This window comes from Pseudomonas sp. SK3(2021), assembly GCF_016772375.1.
Lineage (GTDB): Bacteria > Pseudomonadota > Gammaproteobacteria > Pseudomonadales > Pseudomonadaceae > Aquipseudomonas > Aquipseudomonas chlororaphis_I.
Window position 1 is genome coordinate 5,668,848 of record NZ_CP061943.1, and the last position, 24,390, is coordinate 5,693,237.

At 64.0% G+C, this 24,390-nt stretch carries 22 protein-coding genes; 8 read left to right on the forward strand and 14 right to left on the reverse strand.

Annotated features, from left to right (window positions below; translation table 11 throughout):
* Positions 1-17: 17 nt before the first annotated feature.
* The 3 genes from IF690_RS25085 to IF690_RS25095 are packed head-to-tail and all read right to left on the reverse strand — an operon-like array spanning position 18 to position 2,704.
* A complete protein-coding gene (locus IF690_RS25085; RefSeq protein WP_202697798.1) occupies positions 18-1,232 on the reverse strand; it encodes an efflux RND transporter periplasmic adaptor subunit in 1,215 nt (404 codons plus the stop codon).
* Between the two features lie 51 nt (positions 1,233-1,283).
* Positions 1,284-1,442, reverse strand: a complete 159-nt coding sequence (locus IF690_RS25090; RefSeq protein ID WP_202701776.1) for a hypothetical protein — start codon at positions 1,440-1,442, stop codon at positions 1,284-1,286.
* On the reverse strand, positions 1,439-2,704 hold the full coding sequence (locus tag IF690_RS25095) for a TolC family protein (RefSeq protein WP_202697799.1): 1,266 nt from the start codon (positions 2,702-2,704) through the stop codon (positions 1,439-1,441). Before IF690_RS25095 ends, IF690_RS25090 begins: the two co-directional genes overlap by 4 nt.
* 402 nt (positions 2,705-3,106) lie before the next feature.
* On the opposite strand from IF690_RS25095, the gene IF690_RS25100 reads away from it, so the two are divergent.
* The gene (locus IF690_RS25100; RefSeq protein WP_202697800.1) at positions 3,107-3,781 is read left to right on the forward strand and encodes a heavy metal response regulator transcription factor; all 675 of its coding nucleotides are present in this window, start codon (positions 3,107-3,109) and stop codon (positions 3,779-3,781) included.
* A gap of 341 nt (positions 3,782-4,122) precedes the next feature.
* On the opposite strand, the gene IF690_RS25105 is transcribed toward IF690_RS25100, so the two are convergent.
* From IF690_RS25105 to IF690_RS25125, 5 genes are all read right to left on the reverse strand, one after another.
* Positions 4,123-5,028 carry a cation diffusion facilitator family transporter gene (locus tag IF690_RS25105; RefSeq protein ID WP_202697801.1) on the reverse strand — a complete coding sequence of 302 codons (906 nt, stop codon included), beginning with the start codon at positions 5,026-5,028 and terminating at the stop codon, positions 4,123-4,125.
* 116 nt (positions 5,029-5,144) lie between these two features.
* Entirely contained in the window at positions 5,145-5,693 is a 549-nt protein-coding gene (gene pseH / locus IF690_RS25110) for a UDP-4-amino-4,6-dideoxy-N-acetyl-beta-L-altrosamine N-acetyltransferase (protein ID WP_202697802.1), read from the reverse strand.
* A 62-nt stretch (positions 5,694-5,755) separates the two neighbouring features.
* On the reverse strand, positions 5,756-6,277 hold the full coding sequence (locus tag IF690_RS25115) for a hypothetical protein (RefSeq protein WP_252189516.1): 522 nt from the start codon (positions 6,275-6,277) through the stop codon (positions 5,756-5,758).
* A 214-nt stretch (positions 6,278-6,491) separates the two neighbouring features.
* Complete coding sequence (locus IF690_RS25120; RefSeq protein WP_202697803.1) at positions 6,492-7,814, reverse strand: MFS transporter; 1,323 nt, start codon at positions 7,812-7,814, stop codon at positions 6,492-6,494.
* 94 nt (positions 7,815-7,908) lie between these two features.
* A complete protein-coding gene (locus IF690_RS25125; protein WP_202697804.1) occupies positions 7,909-8,142 on the reverse strand; it encodes a helix-hairpin-helix domain-containing protein in 234 nt (77 codons plus the stop codon).
* 116 nt (positions 8,143-8,258) lie between these two features.
* On the opposite strand from IF690_RS25125, the gene IF690_RS25130 reads away from it, so the two are divergent.
* The 3 genes from IF690_RS25130 to IF690_RS25140 all read left to right on the forward strand — a co-directional run bounded on the left by IF690_RS25130 (position 8,259) and on the right by IF690_RS25140 (position 13,010).
* A complete protein-coding gene (locus IF690_RS25130; RefSeq protein WP_202697805.1) occupies positions 8,259-9,677 on the forward strand; it encodes a short-chain fatty acid transporter in 1,419 nt (472 codons plus the stop codon).
* A gap of 303 nt (positions 9,678-9,980) precedes the next feature.
* Positions 9,981-11,681, forward strand: coding sequence for an acid phosphatase (locus IF690_RS25135; protein ID WP_202697806.1), 1,701 nt, complete (start codon positions 9,981-9,983; stop codon positions 11,679-11,681).
* Between the two features lie 141 nt (positions 11,682-11,822).
* Positions 11,823-13,010: a hypothetical protein gene (locus tag IF690_RS25140; RefSeq protein WP_202697807.1), complete on the forward strand. Its 1,188-nt coding sequence runs from the start codon at positions 11,823-11,825 to the stop codon at positions 13,008-13,010.
* A 104-nt stretch (positions 13,011-13,114) separates the two neighbouring features.
* Here IF690_RS25140 and can read toward each other — a convergent pair whose 3' ends face one another.
* Positions 13,115-13,759 carry a carbonate dehydratase gene (can, locus tag IF690_RS25145; protein ID WP_009050866.1) on the reverse strand — a complete coding sequence of 215 codons (645 nt, stop codon included), beginning with the start codon at positions 13,757-13,759 and terminating at the stop codon, positions 13,115-13,117.
* A 150-nt stretch (positions 13,760-13,909) separates the two neighbouring features.
* On the opposite strand from can, the gene IF690_RS25150 reads away from it, so the two are divergent.
* On the forward strand, positions 13,910-14,305 hold the full coding sequence (locus tag IF690_RS25150; RefSeq protein WP_202697808.1) for a serine kinase/phosphatase: 396 nt from the start codon (positions 13,910-13,912) through the stop codon (positions 14,303-14,305).
* 35 nt (positions 14,306-14,340) lie between these two features.
* Here IF690_RS25150 and rimI read toward each other — a convergent pair whose 3' ends face one another.
* Both rimI and IF690_RS25160 read right to left on the reverse strand, forming a co-directional pair.
* Entirely contained in the window at positions 14,341-14,793 is a 453-nt protein-coding gene (rimI, locus tag IF690_RS25155) for a ribosomal protein S18-alanine N-acetyltransferase (protein WP_202697809.1), read from the reverse strand.
* Positions 14,786-15,571 carry an energy transducer TonB gene (locus tag IF690_RS25160; protein WP_202697810.1) on the reverse strand — a complete coding sequence of 262 codons (786 nt, stop codon included), beginning with the start codon at positions 15,569-15,571 and terminating at the stop codon, positions 14,786-14,788. Before IF690_RS25160 ends, rimI begins: the two co-directional genes overlap by 8 nt.
* A 180-nt stretch (positions 15,572-15,751) precedes the next feature.
* Here IF690_RS25160 and mksB point away from each other — a divergent pair, with 180 nt between their 5' ends.
* The 3 genes from mksB to mksF are packed head-to-tail and all read left to right on the forward strand — an operon-like array spanning position 15,752 to position 20,569.
* A complete protein-coding gene (mksB, locus tag IF690_RS25165) occupies positions 15,752-17,032 on the forward strand; it encodes an Mks condensin complex protein MksB (RefSeq protein ID WP_202701726.1) in 1,281 nt (426 codons plus the stop codon).
* The gene (mksE, locus tag IF690_RS25170) at positions 17,022-17,729 is read left to right on the forward strand and encodes an Mks condensin complex protein MksE (protein ID WP_202697811.1); all 708 of its coding nucleotides are present in this window, start codon (positions 17,022-17,024) and stop codon (positions 17,727-17,729) included. Before mksB ends, mksE begins: the two co-directional genes overlap by 11 nt.
* Positions 17,726-20,569: an Mks condensin complex protein MksF gene (mksF, locus tag IF690_RS25175; protein WP_202697812.1), complete on the forward strand. Its 2,844-nt coding sequence runs from the start codon at positions 17,726-17,728 to the stop codon at positions 20,567-20,569. Before mksE ends, mksF begins: the two co-directional genes overlap by 4 nt.
* Before the next feature lie 143 nt (positions 20,570-20,712).
* Here mksF and IF690_RS25180 read toward each other — a convergent pair whose 3' ends face one another.
* From IF690_RS25180 to IF690_RS25190, 3 genes are read right to left on the reverse strand one after another with little or no spacing between them, the layout of a single operon-like run.
* Positions 20,713-23,016, reverse strand: coding sequence for a PqiB family protein (locus tag IF690_RS25180; RefSeq protein ID WP_202697813.1), 2,304 nt, complete (start codon positions 23,014-23,016; stop codon positions 20,713-20,715).
* Positions 23,009-23,632: a paraquat-inducible protein A gene (locus IF690_RS25185; RefSeq protein WP_202697814.1), complete on the reverse strand. Its 624-nt coding sequence runs from the start codon at positions 23,630-23,632 to the stop codon at positions 23,009-23,011. Before IF690_RS25185 ends, IF690_RS25180 begins: the two co-directional genes overlap by 8 nt.
* Positions 23,619-24,278, reverse strand: a complete 660-nt coding sequence (locus IF690_RS25190) for a paraquat-inducible protein A (protein WP_202697815.1) — start codon at positions 24,276-24,278, stop codon at positions 23,619-23,621. Before IF690_RS25190 ends, IF690_RS25185 begins: the two co-directional genes overlap by 14 nt.
* Between the last annotated feature and the right edge of the window lie 112 nt (positions 24,279-24,390).

The window sequence follows — 24,390 nt, forward strand, 5'->3', positions numbered from 1 at the left end:
TCGCGAATAAGGCGGGATCAATGGCCGTGCTCGGCCGAGCCTTTGCCCAGTTCGGACTTGAGGATGAAGCTGCCGGAGGTCGCCACCCGGGTCCCGGCCGGCAAGCCCTCGCGGATCTCGACGAAGCCGCCTTCGCTGCCGCCCAGCACCACGGGCGTGGCCTGGAAACCGTCGGCGACGCGCACGAACACCGAAGGCTTGTCCTCCACGGTCTGGATCGCCTCTTGCGGCACGGTGACGCCGGCCTGGTAGGTGTCGGTCGCCACCTGCACCGAGACGAACAGCCCCGGCCGCCAGACGTCGTCCGGGTTGGGCACCGTGACCCGCACCGTGGCGGTCCGGGTCTGCTCGCCCAGCAGGCTGCCGACATAGGCCACCGTGCCCTGCACCTGGGTGCCCAGCTCGGTGGACTGCACCCGGACCGGCTTGCCCACCCGGACCTTGTTCAGGTCCTTGGGAAACACACCGAAGGTGACCCAGACCCGGGACAGGTCGGACAGGGTGAAGGCGGCGCTGGCCTCGCCCACCACCTCGCCGACGCTCAGGTGTTTTTCCACCACCACGCCGTCGAACGGCGCGCGCATTTCATAGCGGTTGCCGCCCGCCAGCACCGCGCTGCCGCTCAGGGCATTCATCTTTTGCCGGGCGTTGTTCAGGGCGATTTCGGCTTCCTGCAGGGTCTGGCGCGCCAGCAGGTAATCCTGCTCGGCGGAGATCTGGTCGACCCACAGCTGGCGCTCGCGCTGGAAGGTGGTGCGCGCCAGCTCGACCCGGCGCTCGGCGGCGGCCAGCTCGCTGCGCTGGTCGGAGATCTGCTGGCTGGCGATCACCGCCAACAGCTCGCCCTTCTTCACCGTCTGGCCGAGATTGACCGCCACCGACTCCACCACCCCGGCCGCGCGCGGCACGATGTGCGAGGTGCGGTCCTCGTCGAAGCGGATCTCCCCCGGCAATGTCAGCAAGCTGCTGAGATTGCGCGGTGCGGCCTCGGCCAGTTGAATGTCGGCGGCCTTGATCTGCTCGGCGCTGAGTTCGACCTTGCCCTCTTCCTCGGCGTGCCCCTCAGCTTCCGGCTGACCTGCCTCGCCGTCCCTGTGCGTGTCCGCCTTGGCCGCGGGTTTCGCCTGCGCGGCCACCGGTGCCCCCTGGAACAGGTCCTGCCACATCAACCCGGCCACGCCGAGCGCGACCGCCACGCCCAGCGCCAAGGCCATGCTTCGTTTCTTGTCCATGAATGCTCCTGAAAAAATCGACTCGACGCGCCATCCGGCAACACCGGCGCGTCATGAGGTCTGTGGAAAAAAGAAATCGCCGAGCGCCCGATGCAGCTCATGCAGGCACCAATGGGACGAGCCCTCCTCGACCTGGCTCGGCACCGGCACGCTGCAATCGGTGACCAGCAGCGCGCCCAGGCACAGCAGGACGAACAACGCGGTTCTCACAGCGTGCGATCGGGGCCGGCGAGATCGCCGTAGATGCGCTCGATGCGCACCCAGGCGTCGGTGGACTGGGCCACCGCGGCGATGTACTGGGTGCGGGCGCTGATCAGCGTGCGCTGGGCGTCGAGCACCTCGATAAAGTTGAACTTGCCCATCTCGAAGCCACGGGTGGCGGTGTCCACGGCGTTTTGCGCGGCCGGCAGGATCACCTGGTTGAACGACTGCACTTCGCTGCTGGCGGTGCTCCACTGATCCAGGGCCTGGCGGGTTTCGCTGCGCAAGCGCAGCTCCGCGGCGTTGCGCAAATCCCGGGCCTGATCGGCGCGGCGCGCCGCCGACAGCACGTTGCCCTGGTTGCGGTTGAACAGCGGAATCGGCATCGACACCCCGACCAGGTTGACCCGCTCGCGCACGCTGGCGTCGTACTGGCTGCCCACGCTGATATCGAGGTCGGGAATGCGCTGGGCCTTTTCCAGCCCCAGGGACGCTTCGCGCTGCACCACCTGCATGTCTGCCAGGCGCAGTTCGGTGGTCTGTTGCAGGCGCGCCAGCAATTGCGCCGAAGGCGGTAGCGCGGGCAGCCCGCTGGCCGGCTCCGCGACGGCGCTGAAATCGGTGGTAGTGGCGCCGGTCACGGTCGCCAGTTGTCGATAGGCGTTGGCCCGGTCCATCTCCGCACGGCTCAGCTCCAGGCGAACTTCCGAGAGCTGGACCTGGGCGCGGGTCGCTTCCACGGGCGAGGCCTTGCCCGCGCTCACCCGCCCCTTGGCCACCGTCAGCCCACGCTCGGCCAGGGCCAGGGAGCGCCCGGCCAGATCGCTGCGTTCCTGGGCACGCAGGGCGCCGTAGAAGGCGGCGATCACATCGGCACGCAGTTGGTTGCGCTGGCGTTCCAGCTCCAGCGCCGCGGCGTCCTGGGCGCGGCTGGCGACATCGATGCGCGCCCCGCGCTTGCCGCCCAGTTCCAGGGTCTGGCTGAGCTTGACGGTGGTGGTGCGCGAGCTGCGGCGGGTGTCCTCGGCGTCCCAGGACAACACCGGATTGGGGATCAGCCCAGCCTGCTGCCTACCGCCCTGGGCAATGTCGATTTCCCAGCGCGCGGCCGCCAGTTCGGGGTTGTTGGCGAAGGCACTGGCCAGGGCGTTGTCGAGGCTCAGCACCCGGCTCTCGGCCGCCGCCGCTTCCGGCAACGAGGCACTGGCCAACAACAGGACGCCGGACAATACCCCGACTATCCAGGCAAGTTTTTTAATGGTGGTTGGCATAACGCTTTCTGGCCCCTTACCGGTACAGAGTGACGGTGGAGGCTTAGCGGCGCGAGGAAGTTGAACCGGCACGACGCATCCACACTCCCCCCATAGAACAACTAACAGGTGAGTATTTAGTGCCGGCCAAATGTAGCCTTCGGTACTTATCGACAGGGTGGCGCAAAAATTACAAATCCGTTAGCAAACGCTCTGCCACGGGCTTGTGTATTAACATCCGGGCCATCGACCCGAGAGCAAGTGCAATAAACCAACAACTTGAAATATAGAGAAACAACTTCTCCCCGCACGACAATTCTAAAGTTTTAAATCAAGAACTTTGAAAGTTGAATCATCCAGCCCATTACTTCCAACGAAGTTATTGGACTTCCCCACTGCATTAAACCCCGAGGCTAATTCAGCATGCGCATTCTGGTGATCGAGGATGAACCGAAAACCGCCGACTACTTGCATCAGGGATTGAGCGAAAGCGGCTACGTCGTCGATTGCGCCAGCAATGGCGCCGACGGCCTGTACCTGACCCGCCAGCACGCCTACGACCTGGTGATTCTCGACGTCAATCTGCCGGAGCTGGACGGTTGGGGCGTGCTGCAGCGCATTCGCCAGAACAGCAACACGCGGATCATGATGCTCACCGCCCAGGGGCGCCTGGTGGACCGGATCAAGGGCCTGGACCTGGGCGCCGACGATTATCTGGTCAAGCCGTTCGAATTCCCCGAGTTGCTGGCGCGGGTGCGCAGCCTGTTGCGGCGCAGTGAGCAATCGCCGACGCCCGATGTGTTGCGGGTGGCCGACCTGGAGCTGGACCAGGGCCGCCACCGGGCGTTTCGCGGCAAGCAACGCATCGACCTGACCACCAAGGAGTTCGCCCTGCTGCACCTGCTGATGCGCCAGAGCGGCGTGGTGCTGTCGCGGACCCAGATCATCTCGTTCGTGTGGGACATGAACTTCGATTGCGACACTAATGTGGTGGAAGTCTCGATCCGCCGCCTGCGGGCCAAGATCGACGATCCGTTCGAGAGCAAACTGATCCACACCCTGCGCGGCGTCGGCTACGTGCTCGAAGAGCGCGACTGACCCTCTGTAGCCGCTGCCGAAGGCTGCGATGGTCCGGGCCACGCTGGTCGCAGGACCTTCGGCGCACCCAAGAGCAGCGCCCGCTGCGCGGTCGATCGCAGCCTCGCGGGGCTCGGCAGCGGCTACAGGGGGGCAACCCGATAGTCCGGTGCACGCGAGCGGTGTAGCCGCTGCCGAAGGCTGCGATAGTCCGGGCCACGCTGGTCGAAGGACCTCCGGCGCGCCCAAGAGCAGCGCCCGCTGCGCGGTCGATCGCAGCCTCGCGGGGCTCGGCAGCGGCTACAGGGGGGGCAGATAGTCAGGTGCACGCGATCGGTGGGGCCCGATACGCCGCGGGGGAATCAATGTACGTGCTCTTCGTGCCCCTGTTGGTGAAAGCCGGCCTGCTCGACCTGGACCGTCACATGGGAGATATCGAAGCGCTCATGCATCAGTTCGGTGACCTCGGCGAGGATCTGCTGTTCGCTGCGCCGCCCCAGGTCGGCCACCAGGTGCGTGCTCATCACGTTCTTGCCGCTGGTCAGGGCCCACAGGTGCAGGTCGTGAACCTCGGTCACCCCATCGATGGCGCGGATGCCCTGCTCGACCTCATCGATGTCGATGCCGTCCGGCACGCCTTGCAACAGCACGTTCATGCTCTCCCTGAGCAACGTCCAGGTGCGCGGCAGCACCCAGAAACCGATGGCCGCCGCCACCAGCGAATCGACCCAGCCCCAGCCGGTGTACATAATCACCAACGCCGCGACGATTACGCCGATGGAGCCGAGCATGTCGCTCCACACCTCCAGGTAGGCGCCCTTGACGTTGAGGCTTTCGGCGCTCGCCGAGGCCAGCAGGCGCATGGAAATCAGGTTGACGATCAGCCCCAGCACCGCGATCACCAGCATGCCCGTGGACTGGATTTCCGCCGGCGCGGACAGGCGCTGCCAGGCCTCGAACAAGATGTAGAAGGCAACCACGAATAACAGGATGGCGTTGAACGCCGCGGCAAGAATCTCGAAACGCGCATAACCGAAGGTGCGCTTGCGATCGGCCGCGCGCTTGCCGACCTGGATCGCCACCAGGGAGATCGCCAGCGCCAATGCGTCGGTCATCATGTGGGCGGCATCGGACAGCAGCGCCAGGCTGCCGGTGACAAAGGCGCCGATCACCTCGGCGATCATGAAACTGCCGGTCAGCCCCAGGGCCATCCATAACTTACGTTCGTGTCCGGCCCGAACCTGTCCGTGACTGTGCCCTGCGCCCATGAAAGCCCCCACCTGTGAAAATCGTCGTGGCTGATGATAGCCGGCCTGGGCAGCGGGCCCCGGCAAAATGACGCAATGGTCATGTCGCGGCCATCTGACCGTTATGCGTAACGGCTTCAGCGCCCCAGGCGCGCCATCACCGCGAGCATGCCCGGGCGCTGGGCGGCCCATTCCTCGCGGGTGATGCCGAGCAGCATCACGTCGATGCGCTGGCCGTCCTTCTCGACGTTCTGCCGGCGCACGCCTTCGAGGGTGAAACCGAACTTCTGGTGCAGGCGGATCACCGCCTGGTTCAACGCCAGCACCTCGCAGTTGAGTTTCTCCAGGCCCACCGCGCCGAAGGCATGGTCGAGCAACCAGAACTCCAGCTGGCTGCCCAAGCCCTTGCCCTGCAAGCCGCTGTCCAGGTAGAAGGCCCAGTCGGCGCTCTTGTGCAGGGCATTGATCGCATTCAGCGATACCACGCCGCAGGCGACTCCTTCTTGCAGCACCACGAACACCGACTGGCGCGGATTATCCACCAGCGAGTCGAGCCAGGCACGGTGCTCGGCCTCGGAAATCTCGTGGGAGGTGTACATGTACTTGCGCACGTCAGGCTGGTTGCGCAGCTCGCGCACACGCGCCTGCACCTGTGCGCAAGTTTCGAGTATCGGCACGACCTGCATGCAGGGCTCCTGGTCTGAAACGGATGCCGCACAGCCTAGGGGCAACGATGCCCGGCGGCAATTCAAAAGATCCCGCTACCCGACGCGGACTTGCGCCGGCGCAGCGCATGCAGGCCCAGGCACACCAGGCTGGTGCCGAACGCTACGACCCACATGCCCTGCGGCGCCTCGCGCTCGCGGCGGCTGTCCAGGCACTCCACGGCATTGGCACATTGCGCGATGCACAGTTCCTCGCCATCGAGGGTGCAGCTCAGCACCACATCGCGCAGGTAGGTGAAGTGCAGTGTCTGGCCCCTAAGCGGGTCATGGCCGGAACGCAGATAGGTGATGCCACGAACCACCTTGAGCCGGGTGTATTCGCCACTGTCCGCGTCCTCTATCAGCATCCCGCCACGGTCGGCATACAGCACCTTGCCGCTGAGGGATTCGACGTTGGCACCCTCCAGCCCATAGTCGACAACGTTGAAGACCCACAGATGAAGCAGGGCCATGCACAGGCCGATGGCGAAGGCCAACCACGCCGCCTGCAGCAGCGGGGGCAACGTGGAGAAATCACGCAGGGAACAAAGGACGGACCGGATCAAGGCAGCTCCCGAAAACTGGCGCGTGGACCGCGCGTTTTTTTCGAGAGATTAGCGGGTAAATGGGCCTTGGCTAAGCACAACATTCCACGGTATTGGCTGGGTTAAACAGCAAGCTGGCGGCGAAGGCTCTAGCCAGCGCGCGCCGGCGCCTGCAGGTATTTTTGGAGGCGAAATTTTTCCCCTGTGGGAGCGCTCGCGTGCTCGCGAAAGAACCTCAGGACCCCGCACAAACCCCAGGCACCGCACTCCCCGTCAGCCTCGGCATGCGCGCCCCGAAATACCCGGCGCAGATGACCCCGACCGCGCCCATCACCGCGCAATACATCACACAGATCCACGGGCTCCAGGGCATCAGGCCGATCAGCAGCAAAGGCGTGGTGCTCGCCCACAGCGCGTAGGCGATGTTGTAGGTAAAGGAGATGCCGGACACCCGGATCCGCGCCGGAAACAGCCCGACCATCACCGACGGCACCGCGCCCACCACGCCACAACCGAGGCCGGCGATGGCGTAGGCCAGGCCGACCCAGTCGCCGCCGCTGATCAGGCAGCCATAGAGCAGGCCGATGCCCAGCGGCAACAGCAGGCTGTAGAGCATCACCGCGCGCCAGGCGCCAATGCGGTCGACGACCAGCCCGGCCAGCACGCAACCGATATTCAGGAACACGATGCCTAGGCTGCTCAGGGCGAAGGTGTGGCTGGCGCTCATGCCGAAGGTTTTCTGCATCATGGTCGGGGTGATGACCACGAACACCACCACCGCGGAGGTCAGCACGCAGGTGAGAATCGCCGCCGGCAACAGGGCCAGGCGATGCTCGCGCAGCACGGTGCGCAGCGGCAGTTCGACGGCGCTGTCGCGCTGCTCCTGCATGGCCATGAACACCGGGGTTTCGCTGAGCCAGCGGCGCAGCCAGACGCCGATCACGCCGAACACCCCACCGAGCAGGAACGGATAACGCCAGGCGTGATCGAGGATTTCCGCCGGGGTGAAGCATTGCGCCAGCAGGGTCGCGGTCAGCGCGCCGATCAGGTAGCCGAAGGTCAGCCCGGCCTGCAGAAAGCCCAGGGCATAACCGCGATGGCCGGCCGGCGCGTGTTCGGCGACGAACACCCAGGCGCTCGGCACCTCACCGCCCACCGCCGCGCCTTGCAGCACCCGCAGCGCCAGCAGCAGCAACGGCGCGAAATAACCGATCTGCGCATAGGTCGGCATGATGCCGATCAGCAGGCACGGCAGGGCCATCATCAGGATGCTCAGGCTGAACACCTTCTTGCGCCCCAGGCGGTCGGCGAAGTGCGCCATGAGAATGCCACCCAGCGGACGCGCCAGGTAGCCGGTGACGAAGATCCCGAAGCTTTGCAACAGCCGTAGCCACTCGGGCATTTCCGGCGGGAAGAACAGCTGGCTCAGGGTCAGGGCGAAAAATACGAAGATGATGAAATCGTAGATTTCCAGGGCGCCGCCCAGTGCCGCCAGGCCCAGGGTCTTGTAGTCGGACCGGGAAAACGGCGCCGGCCGCGCGTCAGGGGAAAAGGACATAGAGCCACTCGGTGTTGGGCACAATTCAAGGCGCCCATGGTCTACGCAAACGCCGCGAGGGACAACCCGCCCTTGGCCCGGCACACCTCATGGCTCAGGCAGACTTGGCCAGGGCAATCGCCGCCTGGATCGCCGCGCGAGCCTGGGGGCTGTTTTTCCAGCAGTTGGAACCGACCAGGGCCGAAGCTTGAGTGACGATGTCCAGGGCATCGGCCCGGGCCAGCAGGGAAAGGGAATCGATGCCCAGTTGTTCGAGGCGGGCAACCACGGTTTCGCCGACACCCTTGACCTTGAGCAGCGCCTGGCGTTCTTCGAGCGGGAATGGCATGTACTTCAATCCTTTGCAGTGGTTACCAATTGCCGCATTCTTGCACAGTTTTCGGTCGCCCCCGCCTGGGGCGACCGACCTCCTGACAATCATAAAAAAAGACTTGAGGTATCGACGTGTCCACAGACATTGAAGACAGCCGCTCCGCCCGTTTTGCCCTGAGTTGCTCGAACTGGGCCGAGCGCTGGTTCCCCGACTCCTGGGTGTTCGCCGCGCTGGCGGTGGTCATCGTCGCCCTGGCCACCATGGCCATGGGCGCCAAGCCCACCGACACCGCCATGGCCTTCGGCGACGGCTTCTGGAGCCTGATCCCCTTCACCATGCAGATGGCCTTCGTGGTCATCGGCGGTTATGTGGTCGCCAGTTCGCCGCCGGCGGTGAAGCTGATCGACAAACTGGCGCGCATCCCGAAGAACGGCCGCTCCGCCGTGGCCTGGGTGGCGCTGATCTCCATGCTCGCCTCCTTGCTCAACTGGGGCCTGTCCCTGGTGTTCGGCGGCTTGCTGGTGCGGGCCCTGGCCCGGCGGACCGAGCTGCGCATGGACTACCGCGCCGCCGGCGCCGCGGCCTACCTGGGCCTGGGCGCGGTCTGGGCCCTGGGCCTGTCGTCGTCCGCCGCACAATTGCAGGCCAACCCCGGCAGCCTGCCGCCGTCGATCCTGTCGATCACCGGGGTGATCCCATTCACCCAGACCATCTTCCTCTGGCAATCCGGCGTATTGCTGCTGGCCTTGGTCGTGGTTTCGCTGGTCGTCGCCTATGCCACCGCGCCCGGCCCGAACTCGGCGCGCGACGCCAAGGCCTGCGGCATCGACCCGAACTTCAGCATGCCCAAGCCACAACCGCGCACCCGCCCCGGCGAGTGGCTGGAATACAGCCCGCTGCTGACCATTCTGCTGGCCTTGCTGGCGGCCGGCTGGCTCTACCACGAGTTCGCCACCAAGCCGGCGATCACCGCGATTTCCGGGCTCAATACCTATAACTTCCTGTTCCTGATGCTCGGCGCGCTGCTGCACTGGCGCCCGCGCAGCTTCCTCGAAGCAGTGGCCCGCGCCGTGCCGACCACCACCGGGGTGCTGATCCAGTTCCCGCTGTACGGCTCCATCGCAGCCTTGCTGACGGTGGTCAAGGGCGTCGACGGCCAGACCCTGGCCCACCACATCTCGACCTTCTTCGTGCAGATCGCCTCCCACGACACCTACGCGCTGCTGATGGGCATCTACTCGGCGGTGCTGGGCTTCTTCATTCCCTCGGGCGGCGGCAAGTGGATCATCGAGGCGCCCTACGTGATGCAGGTGGCCAATGACCTGCAATACCACCTGGGCTGGGCGGTGCAGATCTACAACGCCGCCGAGGCGCTGCCGAACCTGATCAACCCCTTCTACATGCTGCCGCTGCTGGGGGTGCTGGGGCTCAAGGCGCGGGACCTGATCGGTTTCTCCTTCGTCCAGTTGCTGGTGCACGCGCCGCTGGTGCTGGTGCTGCTATGGGCGCTGGGCACCACCCTGAGCTATATGCCGCCCGTGGCGCCCTAATCTTTTGCGAGCGACTCGCTCCCCCCTAGGAGCGAGCCTGCTCGCGATCGGCTGCGCAGCGGCCGCAAAAGCTGCCACCGCGTTTTACCTGGAGAAAATCATTGCCCGGATGGATGCATCGCGGGCAAGCCTCGCTCCTACCGAAGCGGGGCTGAATCGCCCTACGTTTTTTCCAGCCTCCCCCTACCAGTGTCTAAGCCCCGTCCCAGAGCCTTTTCTGTAGTCTTTCCGTCATATTCGGTTGCTACCGTGCGGCTGAAATGTTTTGTTACGAAATGATCGAAAGGTAATCAGGGATCCGGCATGAGCGACGAAAACTCGAAAGACCCAGAGCATTCCAAGGCCACGGAGCCACCCACCGACACCAGCCGCCGGCGTTTTCTTGGCGGCGTGGCGGTGCTGGGTGTCGGCGCGACGCTCAGCGCCTGCGGCCACAACGACATGGCGCCGGGCAAACCGGTGGAGCGCCCGCTGTCGCCCGCCGAGCTGGACCGGGCGCTGCGCGACAATGTGAAGAACGTGGTGGTGATCTACGCCGAGAACCGCAGCTTCAACAACCTGTTCGCCGACTTCCCGGGCCTGGAAAAACCGCTCTCGGCCCTCAAGCCCGCCGACTACCAGCAACGCGACCGTGACGGCAGCCTGTTGCAGACCTTGCCGCCGGTCTGGGGTGGCGTCGCCCAGGTCGGGTCCCAGGCCCTGGATGGCGTGACCTACCCGGTCGGCACCCAGTACCAGGAACACCTGCCCAACGCGCCTTTCGCCCTCAAGGGCCCCGATGGCCAAGACCTGCCCCTGGGCCTGGTCACCCGCGACCTGTGGCATGTGTTCTACCAGAACCAGATGCAGATCAACGGCGGCAAGAACGATGGTTTCGTCGCCTGGGCCGACTCCGGCGGCCTGCCCATGGGTCATTACGCCCAGAGCCGCTATGAGTTGCGCCTGTGGGATGTGGCCCGGGAATTCGTGCTGTGCGACAACTTCTTCCAGGGCGCCTTCGGCGGCTCGTTTCTCAACCACCAGTACCTGATCAGCGCCGCCGTGCCGTTCTACCCGGACGCGGCCAACTCGGTGGCCAAGCCGCAGATCGCCACCCTGCAGAGCGACGACCCGCTCGACAACCGCCTCAAGCCGCTGGAGCAATCCCCGGCCAGCGCCATGAGCGGCCCGCCGCAATTCGGCCCGAGCCTGCTGACCCCGGACGGCTACGCGGTCAATACCATGGCCCCGCCGTACTGGCCGACCTGGATCCGCGATCCGCAGCGCCCGGCCTATGCCAAGGCCGACCTGCCCAATGTGCTGGTGCCGCAACGCCACGACACCATCGGCGACAAGCTCTCGCGCAAGGACATCGACTGGGCCTGGTACGCCGGCGCCTGGCAGGTCACGCTGGACGCCTACAAGGATTCGGCGGGGATTCCGAAGATTCCCAACTTCCAGTACCACCACCAGCCGTTCAACTACTTCGCGCAGTTCGGTCCCGAGCAGCCGAACGAACGCAACCACCACCTGCGCGATGCGGGCCTGGGCGATGAGTCGAGCAGCAACCGCTTCCTCGCCGATGCCGAAGCTGGCAAGTTGCCGCCGGTGACGTTCTACAAGCCCCAGGGCAACCTCAACATGCACGCCGGTTATGCCGATGTGGCCGCGGGCGACCGGCATATCGTGCGCGCCCTGAAGGTGCTGCGCGAAAGCCCGCAGTGGCAGAACATGGTGGTGATCGTCACGGTCGATGAAAACGGCGGCTGGTGGGACCACGTCGCCCCGCCCAAGGGCGACCGCTGGGGGCCGGGGACACGCATCCCGGCGCTGGTGGTGTCGCCGTTCGCCCGCAAGGGCACGGTGGACCATACGGTGTACGACACCGCGTCGATCCTGCGGTTGATCACCCGGGTATTCCAACTGGAACCGCTCGACGGCCTCAAGCAACGGGACGCGGCGATGATCGCCCGGGGACAGGCGCCCATGGGCGACCTGAGCAATGCCCTGCACTTCCCCGCCTGAACCGGCGGCAGCGGCCGCCTGGGCGGCCGTTTGCGGGTACAGAAATGAAGATTTATTCCACCCATTTCCTGGTCACCCGCTACTGTTTCAGTGTGGAACTTACCTCGCACAGACGGGGCCAACGCTGACAAGGAGCCAAGCATGAAACTCGCAAGATTGTCCCTTCCCCTCGCCGCCCTGACCCTGGGCAGCCTGACCCTGGGCACCGCCGCCCAGGCCAACGTCGACCTGAAGCTGGGCAACACCCAGCGCGTCACCCAACTCTTCGCCTACCCCAACAACTGCAACGTGATCTGCTTTCGCAACTGGACGCTGGAACAGACCGTCGAGCACTACCTGACCCAAAGTGTGAAGCGTGATGGCTACAGCACCGCCAAGGTCAAGGTGAAGACCGATAACAACCAGCTGTACGCCAACATCAGCGGTGTTCCGAAGGGTTATGGCAAGCCGCTGACCGCCCTGCTGGATGCCGGCGACCTGGCCTACAAGGGCGCCAGCAAACTCAACAGCGACGGCAAATGGAGCTACAGCTGGTACCTGTTCCTGCCCCTGGGCATGGCCCTGGAAAACCGCAAGAGCGTCGAGCTGCTGCACTTCCCGCCGGACTACTCGCTGACTCAAGCCCAGGACTACCTGAAATCGGCCACCACCGACCGCTGGGCCACCCTGCTCACCACCAACGGCATTCCCACCGAGCAGACACCGGGCTACCAGACCATCGTCGACATTGCACCGATCGCCGCCCCGTCCAGCGCCGGCAAGGACCTGGAAGGCGTCTACGGCTACTTCCAGGACTACCAGACCACCATGGTCAAGCAGGTCAGCCAGAACGCCAGCGGCGGCGCCCTGCCGATGGTGGCCTTCGGCGCGCCGGTGCGTAACTGGATCAAGCAACAGTACGGCGCCACCGTGAGCGTGCTGGGCCTGGCGCAGATCAGCCCGAGCGCGGGCCTGAAGGTGCCGGTGCTGGGTTCCAACCACCCGAGCTACATCTGGTACGCGGCGGATCCGGAGAACTACGACGGCGACGAGACCAAGGCCGACGCGGCCGGTTTGAAGGTGATGGGGCAAGACCTGAGCGCCGCCTGCTGGCAGGCCGGAATGGGCAGCAAGCCGGGCAGCGACCCGGCGGCGCAGCTCAAAAGCTGCACGCAGAACTGGCAGGTGACCAACAAGGAGCAGACCTGCGTGCTGTTCTACACCTCGATCCGTGAGCTGACGCCCGAGCAGGCCCAGGCCAAGTGCGCCACCCCACCGGTGCAGACCCAGTTGAAGCAGTTGAAGGCACCGGCACCGTCGATGAGTACCGAGGCACCGCCGCATATCTGACGGATAAGCGGTAACGGCTACATCCCCATCGCGAGCAAGCTCGCTCCTACAGAACGGCACATCGCCCGTAGGAGCGAGCTTGCTCGCGATGGGTTTTCAGCGCCTCAGAGCGCCCCGACCGGACGCAGGCGATACTGTGGCGGCAGCTGCTCGAAGCCACTGATGGTGGCGTTCAGGCTCTTCCAGCGACCGTCCTTGATGCCATAGATGCAACCGTGGATCGACAGGCTCTGCCCGCGGTGCCAGGCATTTTGCACAATGCTGGTGTGGCCGACGTTGGCCACTTGCTGGATCACGTTCAGCTCACAGAGGCGGTCGACCCGCTCTTCCTCGGTGGCCAGTTGCCCCAGCACTTCGCGATGTTCGTAGTACAGGTCGCGAATCGAGCGCAGCCAGCCATCGATCAGGCCCAGCTGGCGGTCCTGCATCGAAGCGCGCACGCCGCCACAGCCGTAGTGGCCAGTGACCAGGATGTGTTTGACCTTGAGCACGTCCACCGCGTACTGGATCACCGACAGGCAATTGAGGTCAGTGTGCAGCACCACGTTGGCCACGTTGCGGTGCACGAACAGATCCCCGGGAAGCATGCCGACGATCTCGTTGGCCGGTACACGGGCGTCCGAACAGCCGATCCACAGGTATTCCGGCGTCTGCTGGCGGGCCAGTTTGGAGAAGAAGTCAGGATCTTCCTGCTTGATCGCTTCGGCCCAACGCTCGTTGTTATCAATCAGGTCTTGTAGTTCGTTCATGCTGTGAAGCCTCAGGATTGATGCGTTGCTATGACAGACGACCGTCTATCGGGGTCACGCGCGTCTATGCAGATACCGCTTATCCACCCCTTGGAATCTTACAGGGTCTGGAAGGTCCACTTTCTAAGCCCGAAAGTATGAGCAACCGTCATGACTGAATCACGACGTCCCTATGGTGCGCCTCAGCCCGAGCCTATCGACGACAACGAAGACCGCATGGGCTCCATGGAAGAGCTGGATTTCAATGAAGAAGAACCCGGCGCCAGGGTCGGCGACCCTGCTTCCAGCTCTGTGGAGCATCGTACTCCCCACAGGCACATCCATGGCTCCAGCCTGACCGGCAACGCCGAGGATGAGCCCAACGACGATGAGCTGACCCCGGAAAACCTGATCCGCGAAGACGGCGCCCGCTCCGCCCATGAAGCCGGTGAAGACCGGCCGGCCGACTGGGACCTGAGCATTGTCGATGAAGACGATATCGGCGGCGGCAATGGCCTGGACGAAGCCGAACTGGCCCAGCGCGACCCGCTGGATGGCAAACGCTGATGCCGTTCAACCGCCGATAACCGGCTGACGCTCGGTCAATCCACCAGGGTGCAGGCCATCACCAGCGCATCTTCGCGCCCGCCTGTCGCCGGATAGTAATCACGGCGGCGGCCGACCTCGTTGAAACCGTAGCGCTCGTACAGCCGATAGGCGGTCTGGTTGCTGGAACGCACCTCGAGGAAGCACTCGCGCGCGTCCTTCTGGTAAGCGCGCTTCATCAGCTCTTCCAGCAGGCGCAGGCCCAGGCCGCGGCCCTGGTTTTCCGGCTTGACGGTGATATTGAGCAGGTGGGCTTCGTCGATGATCACCTGGATCACCCCGTGGCCGACCTGCTGGCTGCCTTCGAACATCAGCCAGACTTCATAGGATTTCAGGGCGTCGGTGAAAATGCCGCGGGTCCAGGGATGGCTGAACGCTGCGTATTCGATTTTCAGGATGGCATCCAGATCCGCCACGGTGGCCTGGCGGAACGATAAAGCGTCACTCATTGCTACTTTTCCAACGCGCCATCAGCCGACGCATGGCTTGCCAGACATCAGCCTTACGCTGTGGCTCTTCCATTAATAGTTCCAGCCCCGGCAGTGCCCAGGCCGAGCCCAGGCCTTCGACCTGGAGTTCACGGTTGTAGGACTGCGCGTCGGCCTCGCCCGCGAAACGTACCGCCGGCAGGCCGATCAGCCACAGGCAGACGCAAGGTTCTTCTTCGACCCGCGCCCCGACAAAGGCCTGGACGAAATCCCGCGCCGCATCCGGCCCCTGGTCTAGATTGCCGCGGGTCAGCATCGGCCAGCGCACCGGCTCGGCGAGGATCTGCGGGCTGTCCGGCAGGCCGGCAGCGCGCAGCATGTCCTTGAGCAGCAGATAGGCCGGGTCGCGGCTCTGGAAGGCTTCGCCTGTGGGTAACTCCACCAGCAACAGGCAACGACCGGCACGCAGCAATTGCAGGGCGAAACGCGGCGGCGGCACGGGTGGGGCCTTGACTGGCGCCGGAGCCTCCTCCGCCTCGATCACGGGCTTGCTGACCGGACGAACGGCAGCGCTGCCGGGACGCGGCACTTCGATTTTCGGTCGTTCGACAGGCTTGGCCACAGGCTCGGCAACCGTTTTGGCCACAGGTGCAGGGGCTGCCGGGGCCTCGACCACGGGTTCGGCAATCACCAGCAACTCGGGACGGGACGGCGCCGCAAAGGGCAATTCGGTGCGCGGCAGCCAGCTGACCACCTGCATGGCGGACAGATAAGCGCGACGGCGGGACTCGATAAGCAAAGGTCGGCCACTTGTGGATAACTGAAGTGGGGGGATTCTACCGCCCTTCGCCGAAGATCGCCCGCAGTTGATTCGTCACAAAAACGCCCGTCCAGCCCATGACAAGACCGAGGGGTGAATCGTCAGCCTTCCGATGCAGTACAATCGCCGCTTTTCATTGCCAACCAGCCGGCCATTCCGATGATCGAACCCAAGCGCGTATTGCGCGCCCTCGCCGAACACTGGGCACTCCTGGAGCCACTGTGCGAGCACTTCGACCAAGGCACCCTGAGCCTCGCCGAACTGCGTTCACAGCTGGCCGCACAGCAAATTGACAGTACGCCACAGGACATTACCAGCCTGCTGGACGTGTGGATCCGCCTGGATATCCTGGTTCCGGTGGCGAAAAGCCCGAACCGTTTCGAGCTCAACGCGCAGATCCACGACTTCCTCGCCTACCTGCGGCGCGAGCACCGCCTGGGCCTGTGCCTGGAAATCGAAGCCTACCTGCGCCACCTCGAGCGCCTGGCCGGTTACATCCAGGACGCCTTCGACATCCGCGACGGCCATGACCTGGCCCGCCAGCTGCGCCTGCTGGACATGCGCGTGCGCGATGTGCTGAAAAAGCTCGCCAACGACGAACAGGCCCTGGTGGCCGTCGCCGAACGGGCCAAGACCAGCGACCGGCAGATTCCCCTGCGCCAGCGGTACGCCGAGGTACTGGCCACCTGGGACGAATACGTCGAGCCGATGATCCAGCTGGTGAACGCCGACGGCGCCTTCGAGCAGGGCGTGCGCAAGGTCGAGAACGTCCTGCTGCGCATGCTCACCGAACAGCAGCGCCTGGGCCACCTGGTGGACGACGACATGCTGCTGCGCACCCACGCACGGATCCTGGAAATGCAGACCAGCGCCCAGCTGACCCTGCGTCATGCCCGGGAACTGCTGCTGCCGCTGCGTGAAGAAGCCCGCCGGCACAACGCCGTGACCCGCGGCGCGGCCCTGGCCCTGTCGGCCATCCGTCGCAAGGGCATCGACGCCGTGCCGCAAGCGGCCATGCCGCTGTTCACCCGTCCACAGAGCACCTTCCTTGGCAGCTCGGGCCAGGTCGAGGCCTATGTCTACGCCCTGGCCAGCTTCGAACCGAAGCCGACACGCTTCCCCAAGGCGCACAAGAGCCACAAGGGCGGCAATGCGCCACGGGCGCCGCGCACGGTCCGCGAGATGCTCGACCGCTGCGAAGACGCGCTGCCGATGCCGGACCTGATGACCTGGCTGCTGGAGCAGGAACCGGACGGCGCCACCGACGAGCTGCTGTACTGGTTCTCCCGCCTGTCGCGGGAAAAACGCTTCAAGCGCGAGCGTCTGGAACGTCGCGACTACCACACCCACGAGCACCAGGTCAGCCTGCGCTCCTTCGCCCTGCTCTCGGCCCGCGATGACCTGCCTGAGAATTCTGCGAGCACTCCACATGCATCTTGATCTTTCCGAACTGTCCCAGCTGGCGCCGATCTTTCGCGAGCTGTTCAAGGGGTATCACATCAGCCGCCGCGACCCGGAGCTGTATTCCCAACTGTCGAACTTCCAGGACCAGTACCGCACCCTGTTCAAGGCCCTGGGCTTCGAACTGGTGTGCGACACCCGTGGCTTCTACTACTTCGTGCCGGAGAACGCCGCCGCCCAGGTGAACAAGACCGCCCAGCGCCTGGCTCTGTTCACCTTCATCCTGGTGGAACACCTGGCCGACCAGGGCCGCGACCCGGTCGCCGTGCTCGACGGCGGCAGCCTCGGCCGCGATGAACTGCCGTCCCTGCTGGAGAAGTACCGCGACCTGTTCATCCAGGCCGAAGTACAGACCCATGAAGAACTGGAAGAAAAAATCATGCGGCGCATGACCCAATTGGGTTTTGCCGGCGAGGAGCCGGGCATCTACCGCTTCCTGCCGCCGATGCACCGCTTCCTCGATGTCTGCCTGTCGGTGCAGCAGGACCGTGACCTGGCCGCCAGCCTGCACAGCGTGCTGCCGTTGCCAACGCCGGTGCTGATCGACGAAGACAGCGACGAAAAACTGCTGCAGACCGACGACCCGCTGGACCTCAGCGAATTCGTCGAGTCCGAAGAAAGTGAAGAAGACGCGCTGGCCCGCGCCATTGCCGAAGAACAGGAGCTCGACGCATGAGCAAGGAACGCTACGGCATCCGCCGCTTTGCCCTTTTGAACACCGCCGGCTACAGCCTGGGCCTGTTCCCGCTGGAAGAGCCGCTGTCGGTCTACGGCGCGAACAACCTGGGCAAGTCGGCTTCGATCAACGCCCTGCAATTCCCGATTTTGGCGCGCATGTCGGACATGAGCTTCGGCAAGTACAGCCTGGAACAATCGCGGCGTTTCTACTTCGCCACCGATACCAGCTACATCCTGGTGGAAGTGTCCCTGCCCCATGGCCCGCACGTGATCGGCGTGGCCGGGCGCGGTCCGGGTGGCAGTTTCGGTCACCAGTTCTTCGCCTATGCCGGCTCGCTGGACCTGGCGCATTACCAGAAGGACGACACCTGCCTGCGGCAGAAAGAGCTGTTCACCAACCTCGAGCGCCATGGCCTGAAGGCTTATGAACTCAAACCGGATGAACTGCGTCGCCTGCTGGTGGGCGGACATACCTCGATTCCGCTGGACCTGACCCTGATCCCGCTACGCTCCACCAGCGAACAGAGCCTGAAGACTTTCCGCGCGTTGTTCATCAACCTGCTGCACATGCGCGAAATCACCGCGGCCAAGCTCAAGCAGCTGTTCCTCGATGCCTTCGAGCACAGCCTGCGCTCCGGCAGCGTCGACTACATCGCCGCCTGCGAAGAAGCCTTTCGCGACGTGCGCCGCATGGAGCAGGACTACAACTCGCTGGTGGCCGCGGGCCCACTGGTGGAAGCCCTGGGCAACGGTGTGAAGCAGCGCGACATCCTGCGCGGCAAACTGCATCGCCTGTCGCCGCTGCTCGATTCGCTGCTGGGCACCTGGTCCGACTACGCCAGCGCGCGCAAGGAAGAGCTGACCGTCCAGGCCGAGCACTACCGCAATGAGCAGGACGCACTGCAGAACGACCAGCGCAGCAGCACCCAGGAAATGATGCGCCTGGAACGGGAAATCACCGGCACCCAGCGCTGGCTCGGCGAGCTCTCGGTGCTCAAGCATCGCTTCGCCCTGGTGGACGACGTCAAGGTCCTGGAGCAGCAACTGCTGGCGGCCAAGGATGCCCACGACGAACTGGCCGGCGCCCTGGCCCAATCCCGGCAGTTCTCCGCCGAGGACCTGGAAGAGCGCCTGCGGGACCTGGAAAAACGCCTGAAGTCGGTCAAGCAGCAGCTCGATAACGCCGACAACAACAGCTATGCGCGCCTGCGCGAAGAGTTCTCCCAGCAGGACGTCGAGCGCCTGATGCGCCTGTTCAACAGCCAATTGTTCAGCCTGCCGCTGGGCGAACACGGCATCGCCCTGGACGAGAACGGCGACTGGGTCAAATCCGTGGAACTGATCCTCGATGGCTTCAAGGGCGAGCGCTTCGAAGTGCCGGGCCTGTCCATCGACATTTCCCACATCGAACCGCCGGCCTTGCAGGCCCTGGCGGACCGCGCGGCGCTGCGCGACCAGAAAGAGCGCCTGGACAAAGAACTCAAGCAGCTGAAAACCCAGGCCGCGGTGGCCGCCGACCGCGCCGCGAGCAAGACCCAGACCGAAGCGCTGTACCAGCAGGTGCTGGATGCGCAGAAAGCCCTGGAAGATTTCCGCCGCGCCCAGACCCTGAGCGCCGAGGAAGGCGAGAAGCTGGAACAGCTGGCACAGATGGAGGCCGCCCAGGACGAACTCAAGCGCTCCAGCGACGCCTTCACCGAACGCGTCCAGCAGCTGTCGGCCAAGCTGCAACTGGTGGGCCGGCAGATCGGCGACATGGAAGCCAAGCAACGCACCCTCGACGATGCCCTGCGCCGCCGCCAGCTGTTGCCGGCGGACCTGCCGTTCGGCACGCCGTTCATGGAGCCGGTGGACGATTCCATGGACAACCTGCTGCCCCTGCTCAACGACTACCAGGACAGCTGGCAGGGTCTGCAGCGGATCGATGGCCAGATCGAGGCGCTGTACGCCCAGGTACGCCTCAAGGGCGTGGCCAAGTTCGACAGCGAAGACGACATGGAGCGCCGCCTGCAACTGCTGATCAACGCCTATGCGCACCGCACCGACGAGGCCCTGACCCTGGGCAAGGCGCGTCGCGCGGCCGTCACCGACATCGCCCGGACCCTGCGCAACATCCGCAGCGACTACGACAGCCTCGAGCACCAGTTGGCGCTGTTCAACCGCGAGATCAACAAACGCCAGGTGTCGAACCTGCAGAGCTTCCGCATCGTGCTCGCGCCGAACAAGGAAGCCCTCAAGCACATCGACCAGATCATCCACAGCGCCGGCCAGTACGAAGAAGGCGAGACCCTGTCGGTGTTCGACCTGAGCCAGAGCGCCGAGCAGGACAACAAGAACGAAGAGGCCAAGGAATACCTGGCCCGCCTGGTAGCGGCCAACCATAACCAGTTGGGCCTCAAGGACCTGTTCGAGCTGGCGTTCGAGATCACCAAGGTCAATGGCCAGCCGGTGATCCACACCGATATCGATGGCGCGGCGTCCAACGGCACCACCATGACCATCAAGGCGCTGACCAACATGTACCTGTTGCTGCACTTGATGGATCGCGACCAGGCCGGGCGCATTCGCCTGCCGTACTACCTCGACGAGGCCGCGGACATCGACGAGAAGAACCAGGCAGCACTGCTGGAAACCAGCCTGCAACTGGGCTTCGTGCCGATCCTGGCCAGTGTGAAGCCGCAGGTCTCGGCCCAGGTCGCCATCGACCTGGAAGGCGGCAGCGGCCCGAACGGTATCTACATCGACGAGGCGGACTGGAAGTACATCCGCCGTCACGATCAGGTCAAGGCCACCCTGAACGTCGAGCCGGAAGCCGAAGCGGAGCTGGACGAGGTGTAACCCGCCTGCCGTAAAACAAAAAGGCCGTGATCTTTCGATCACGGCCTTTTTGTTTCCGTAGGAGCGAGCGGGCGGCGATCCGATTTACCCGCAATAGCGCTGCATCTGTCAGATAGCCGTCGCGGGCAAGGCGCCTACAAGGGCTACTTAGCCAACGGAATTTTCGGCGCCCAGCTCAGCCACTCGTCCTCGAACTTGTCGAACAACGGGAAGGTTTGCTCCGACCGCGCCGGGCTGCCCATGCGCTCGCCATCCGGCGTGGCAAAGGCGATGCCACCCTGGATCAGGGTTTCCAGCGACTCGGTGCGGACCGTTGCGCCCTTGAACAGGCCGATATCGATACCGAACCCGCTGCTGTTCCAGAAACGCGTGCCGCCACGCACCAGCGGCGCATACTTGGGCTCGATCAGGATATGGATCAGGACCCGGTCGGCGGTCTGCCCCAGCTCATAGCCCGTGACCTTGCCTACGGTCACTTCACGGTAGGTCACCGGCACGCCGACCTTCAACGAGCCGCGCCGCGCCGCGCTCAGCACCAGGCTCAGGCCGGCCTCGGCGACCGCGGTCTCCGGTGGCTGGGGCAAGGCGACAAAGCTGGTTTGCACGCCGAGGTTCTTCGCCGCCGGCTGCACGTCGATGTACTGCCCGGTCACCAGGGTTTCCAGGTTGGCGGTCTTGATCAACCCAAGCTCCGGCTTCACCACCCAGAACTGGCTGCCGACCCGCGCGATACGCTCCGGCACTTCGGTGATCCGGGCCTTGAGCAGCACCGACTGCAGGTCGCTGCTCAGGTCGACGTCTTCGACCTTGCCGACATCCAGCCCCTTGAAGCGGATAGGCGTGCCCGAACGCAGGCCATCGGCACGATCGACCTTGATGCTGATCAGCGTGCCCTTCTGTGTCGCCTGTTCCTTGTCGGCATACAGGCGAAAGCGCGGGATGCGCTTTTTCAGCGGCACATTGGGTTCCGGCGTGTCAAAGGCGATCCCGCCGGCCATCAGGCTTTGCAGTGACTCGCTCTTGACCTGGATGCCGCCGGTCAGGCCGCCGGTCAAGGTGACGCCGCTGGCGTTCCAGAAGCGCGTCGAACCGTTTACCAGCCCTTCGTACTCCTTCTCGATATGCACGCCGATGACCAACTGCTTGCGGGTCCGCGAGAACTGGTAGCTCTGCACCGAGCCGACTTTGACCTGCTTGTACAGAATCGGGCTGCCCACCTCCAGCGAACCGAGGTTTTCGGTGAACAGCACCAGGTGCAGGCCAGGGGAGCGCAAGTCCAGCGGCGGCGCCTTGGGCCGCGCCTCGAACTCGCGTTGCGGAGCGCCGCCCTTGTCACCTGGGCGCACCGCGATGTAGTTGCCTTTGACCAGGGCCTCCAGACCGGTGATACCCGCCAGGGAGATCGAAGGCTTGACCACCCAGAACTGGGTGCCTTGCACCAGGTAATCCTCGGCCAAGGGATCCAGGGTCAGTTCCGCCGTGGCGCTGGACAGATCGGGGTCGACCTTGAGGGCCTTCAGGTTACCGACCTGAATCCCCTTGTACATGACTGGCGTGCGGCCCGCCTGGAGCCCTTCGAAGTCACTCAGCTTGACCTTGACCCGGATGCCCGCCTGCGCCGCGTCGAAGTCCTCGTAGAGACGAAACGGCAGGGTCGGGTCGGTGGGCGGGCTGTCCCGGCGATTCTCCGGGGTGGCGAAGGCGATACCGCCGGCGACGATGCTGGCCAGGGATTCGCTACGCACTTTCACACCGGACAGGTTGGCATCGATGCTGATGCCGCTGGCGTTCCAGAAACGCGTATGTTTGCGCACCAGGCTGGCGTAGGTCGGCTCGATAAAGACCTTGATCTCGACGGTGTTCTGGTCTTCGGAGAGCAGGTAGCTTTTCACCTGGCCCACCTGGATCTGCTTGTAGAACACCGGGCTGCCACGGTTCAGCGATCCCAGGCGATCCGCCTTGATGGTCAAGTGCAGACCCGGCTTGGCATCCGATAGTGGCGGTTCTTCGACCAGCGCCTTGAACTTGCGCGCAGGCTCGCCCTCACCCGGGCTGATGGCGATGTAGTTACCCGAAACCAGCGTCTCCAACCCGGTGATCCCAGCCAGGGTCACGCTCGGCTTGACCAGCCAGAAGCGGGTGCTGCTTTTCAGGTATTGCTGGACATCCTTGTTCATCTCGACAGTGGCAATCACCCCTTTGGTGTTGCCTTCGTCATCCAGGGCCAGGGCCTTGACCTTACCCACCGACATCCCTTTGTAGACCACCTCGGTCTTGTTGGCCTGGATGCCTTCGCCGCTTTCGAAACGCACCTGGATCTCGATACCGGTCTGGCTGTAGGCACGCCAGCCCAACCATCCGCCAATCAGCAACGCGATCAGGGGCAGGACCCAGATGGCCGACCAGTTCGAAGCCGGACGGGTTTTAGCTTTAGGCAAATCACTCATTGTCGTCGTCCGACTCCGTGTTATCCCAGATCAGTCGGGGATCAAAAGTTACTGCGGCGAGCATCGTCAGAATCACCACGCTGGCAAAGGCCACTGCACCAAGATTGGCCTCGATACTGGCAAGCCGGCCGAAGTTCACCACCGCCACCAGGATGGCAATCACAAAGATATCCAGCATCGACCAGCGGCCGATGAACTCGATAAAGCGGTACATCAAAATACGTTGCTGCGCCGATAACGGCTGGTGGCGCTGAACCGAAAACAGCAACAGGGCAATCCCCACCAGCTTGAAAGTGGGCACCAGGATACTGGCGATGAACACCACCGCGGCAATCGGGATCATGCCGTGCTGCACCAACTGGACCACCCCGGACATGATAGTGCTGGGATCGCCCTGGCCCAGCGATGTCACCGTCATGATCGGCAGCACATTGGCAGGGATATACAGGATCGCCGCGGTAATCAGCAGCGCCCAGGTGCGCATGATGCTGTTGGGGCGACGAGCATGCACCAGAGCCCCGCAGCGGGTACAGGTCTGCTCATCGGTACCGGGTTCCTGCCTGTTCAGCTCATGGCATTCGTTACAAACCAGAATGCCCGCATCAATTGCCCTCATGCCCATCCTCCCCGGCCAAGGCATCCCATATCTGATGGGGCGACATGACGACCTCCAGCCATACCTGGACCAATAACAAGCTGACAAAACACACCAGACCCAGGCCGACCGTCATGGCAGCCAGGTCCGCCAGCTTGACGATGGCGACCAATACGCCCATCAGGTAGACCTCGAGCATGCCCCAGTCCCGCAAGTGGTGATAAATGCGGTACAGCAGCAGGCCGTAACTGCGACCTGTGTCCAGGCGAATGCTCAGGAGCACGAGCAACTGGCAGACCAGCTTGAGCAATGGAATGCCCATGCTGCAGAGAAACACCACCACCGCCACGCCTTGCATATCGGTATTGAACAACCCGACGACGCCGCTCCACACGGTGTCCTCAGAGGATTGTCCGAGTAGATTGAGCTGCATGATCGGTAAAAAATTCGCGGGGACATAGAGCAGTAGCGCGGCAATAACCAACGCCAAGCTGCGATCCACAACGTTATGGCGATGTGCGTATAGCTCGTAACCGCAGCGGGGGCACTGGGCTTTTTCTCCGTGGGCCAGCTCTGGCTTGCGCATCAGCAAATCGCATTCGTGGCAGGCCACCAGGTCGTCCAGCGGCAACTCCGACAGCCCGGGGGCGTCAACCGTATCTGACATACAAGGCTCTGGCTCTGAAAAGGCTTGGAGCTATTCTAGAGGTCCGTCCCGAAAATAACTGTGCAAAATTGTTTGGAGATAAGAACCGTTTTTCTACGCGCCAAAGACAAAA

Excerpts from the sequence above, each read along its gene's own strand:
- IF690_RS25085 (WP_202697798.1), bottom strand. The coding sequence starts at position 1,232 with ATGGACAAGAAACGAAGCATGGCCTTGGCGCTGGGCGTGGCGGTCGCG.
- IF690_RS25095 (WP_202697799.1), bottom strand. The coding sequence starts at position 2,704 with ATGCCAACCACCATTAAAAAACTTGCCTGGATAGTCGGGGTATTGTCC.
- IF690_RS25100 (WP_202697800.1), top strand. The coding sequence starts at position 3,107 with ATGCGCATTCTGGTGATCGAGGATGAACCGAAAACCGCCGACTACTTG.
- IF690_RS25105 (WP_202697801.1), bottom strand. The coding sequence starts at position 5,028 with ATGGGCGCAGGGCACAGTCACGGACAGGTTCGGGCCGGACACGAACGT.
- pseH (WP_202697802.1), bottom strand. The coding sequence starts at position 5,693 with ATGCAGGTCGTGCCGATACTCGAAACTTGCGCACAGGTGCAGGCGCGT.
- IF690_RS25120 (WP_202697803.1), bottom strand. The coding sequence starts at position 7,814 with ATGTCCTTTTCCCCTGACGCGCGGCCGGCGCCGTTTTCCCGGTCCGAC.
- IF690_RS25125 (WP_202697804.1), bottom strand. The coding sequence starts at position 8,142 with ATGCCATTCCCGCTCGAAGAACGCCAGGCGCTGCTCAAGGTCAAGGGT.
- IF690_RS25135 (WP_202697806.1), top strand. The coding sequence starts at position 9,981 with ATGAGCGACGAAAACTCGAAAGACCCAGAGCATTCCAAGGCCACGGAG.
- IF690_RS25140 (WP_202697807.1), top strand. The coding sequence starts at position 11,823 with ATGAAACTCGCAAGATTGTCCCTTCCCCTCGCCGCCCTGACCCTGGGC.
- can (WP_009050866.1), bottom strand. The coding sequence starts at position 13,759 with ATGAACGAACTACAAGACCTGATTGATAACAACGAGCGTTGGGCCGAA.
- IF690_RS25150 (WP_202697808.1), top strand. The coding sequence starts at position 13,910 with ATGACTGAATCACGACGTCCCTATGGTGCGCCTCAGCCCGAGCCTATC.
- rimI (WP_202697809.1), bottom strand. The coding sequence starts at position 14,793 with ATGAGTGACGCTTTATCGTTCCGCCAGGCCACCGTGGCGGATCTGGAT.
- mksB (WP_202701726.1), top strand. The coding sequence starts at position 15,752 with ATGATCGAACCCAAGCGCGTATTGCGCGCCCTCGCCGAACACTGGGCA.
- mksE (WP_202697811.1), top strand. The coding sequence starts at position 17,022 with ATGCATCTTGATCTTTCCGAACTGTCCCAGCTGGCGCCGATCTTTCGC.
- mksF (WP_202697812.1), top strand. The coding sequence starts at position 17,726 with ATGAGCAAGGAACGCTACGGCATCCGCCGCTTTGCCCTTTTGAACACC.
- IF690_RS25180 (WP_202697813.1), bottom strand. The coding sequence starts at position 23,016 with ATGAGTGATTTGCCTAAAGCTAAAACCCGTCCGGCTTCGAACTGGTCG.
- IF690_RS25185 (WP_202697814.1), bottom strand. The coding sequence starts at position 23,632 with ATGAGGGCAATTGATGCGGGCATTCTGGTTTGTAACGAATGCCATGAG.
- IF690_RS25190 (WP_202697815.1), bottom strand. The coding sequence starts at position 24,278 with ATGTCAGATACGGTTGACGCCCCCGGGCTGTCGGAGTTGCCGCTGGAC.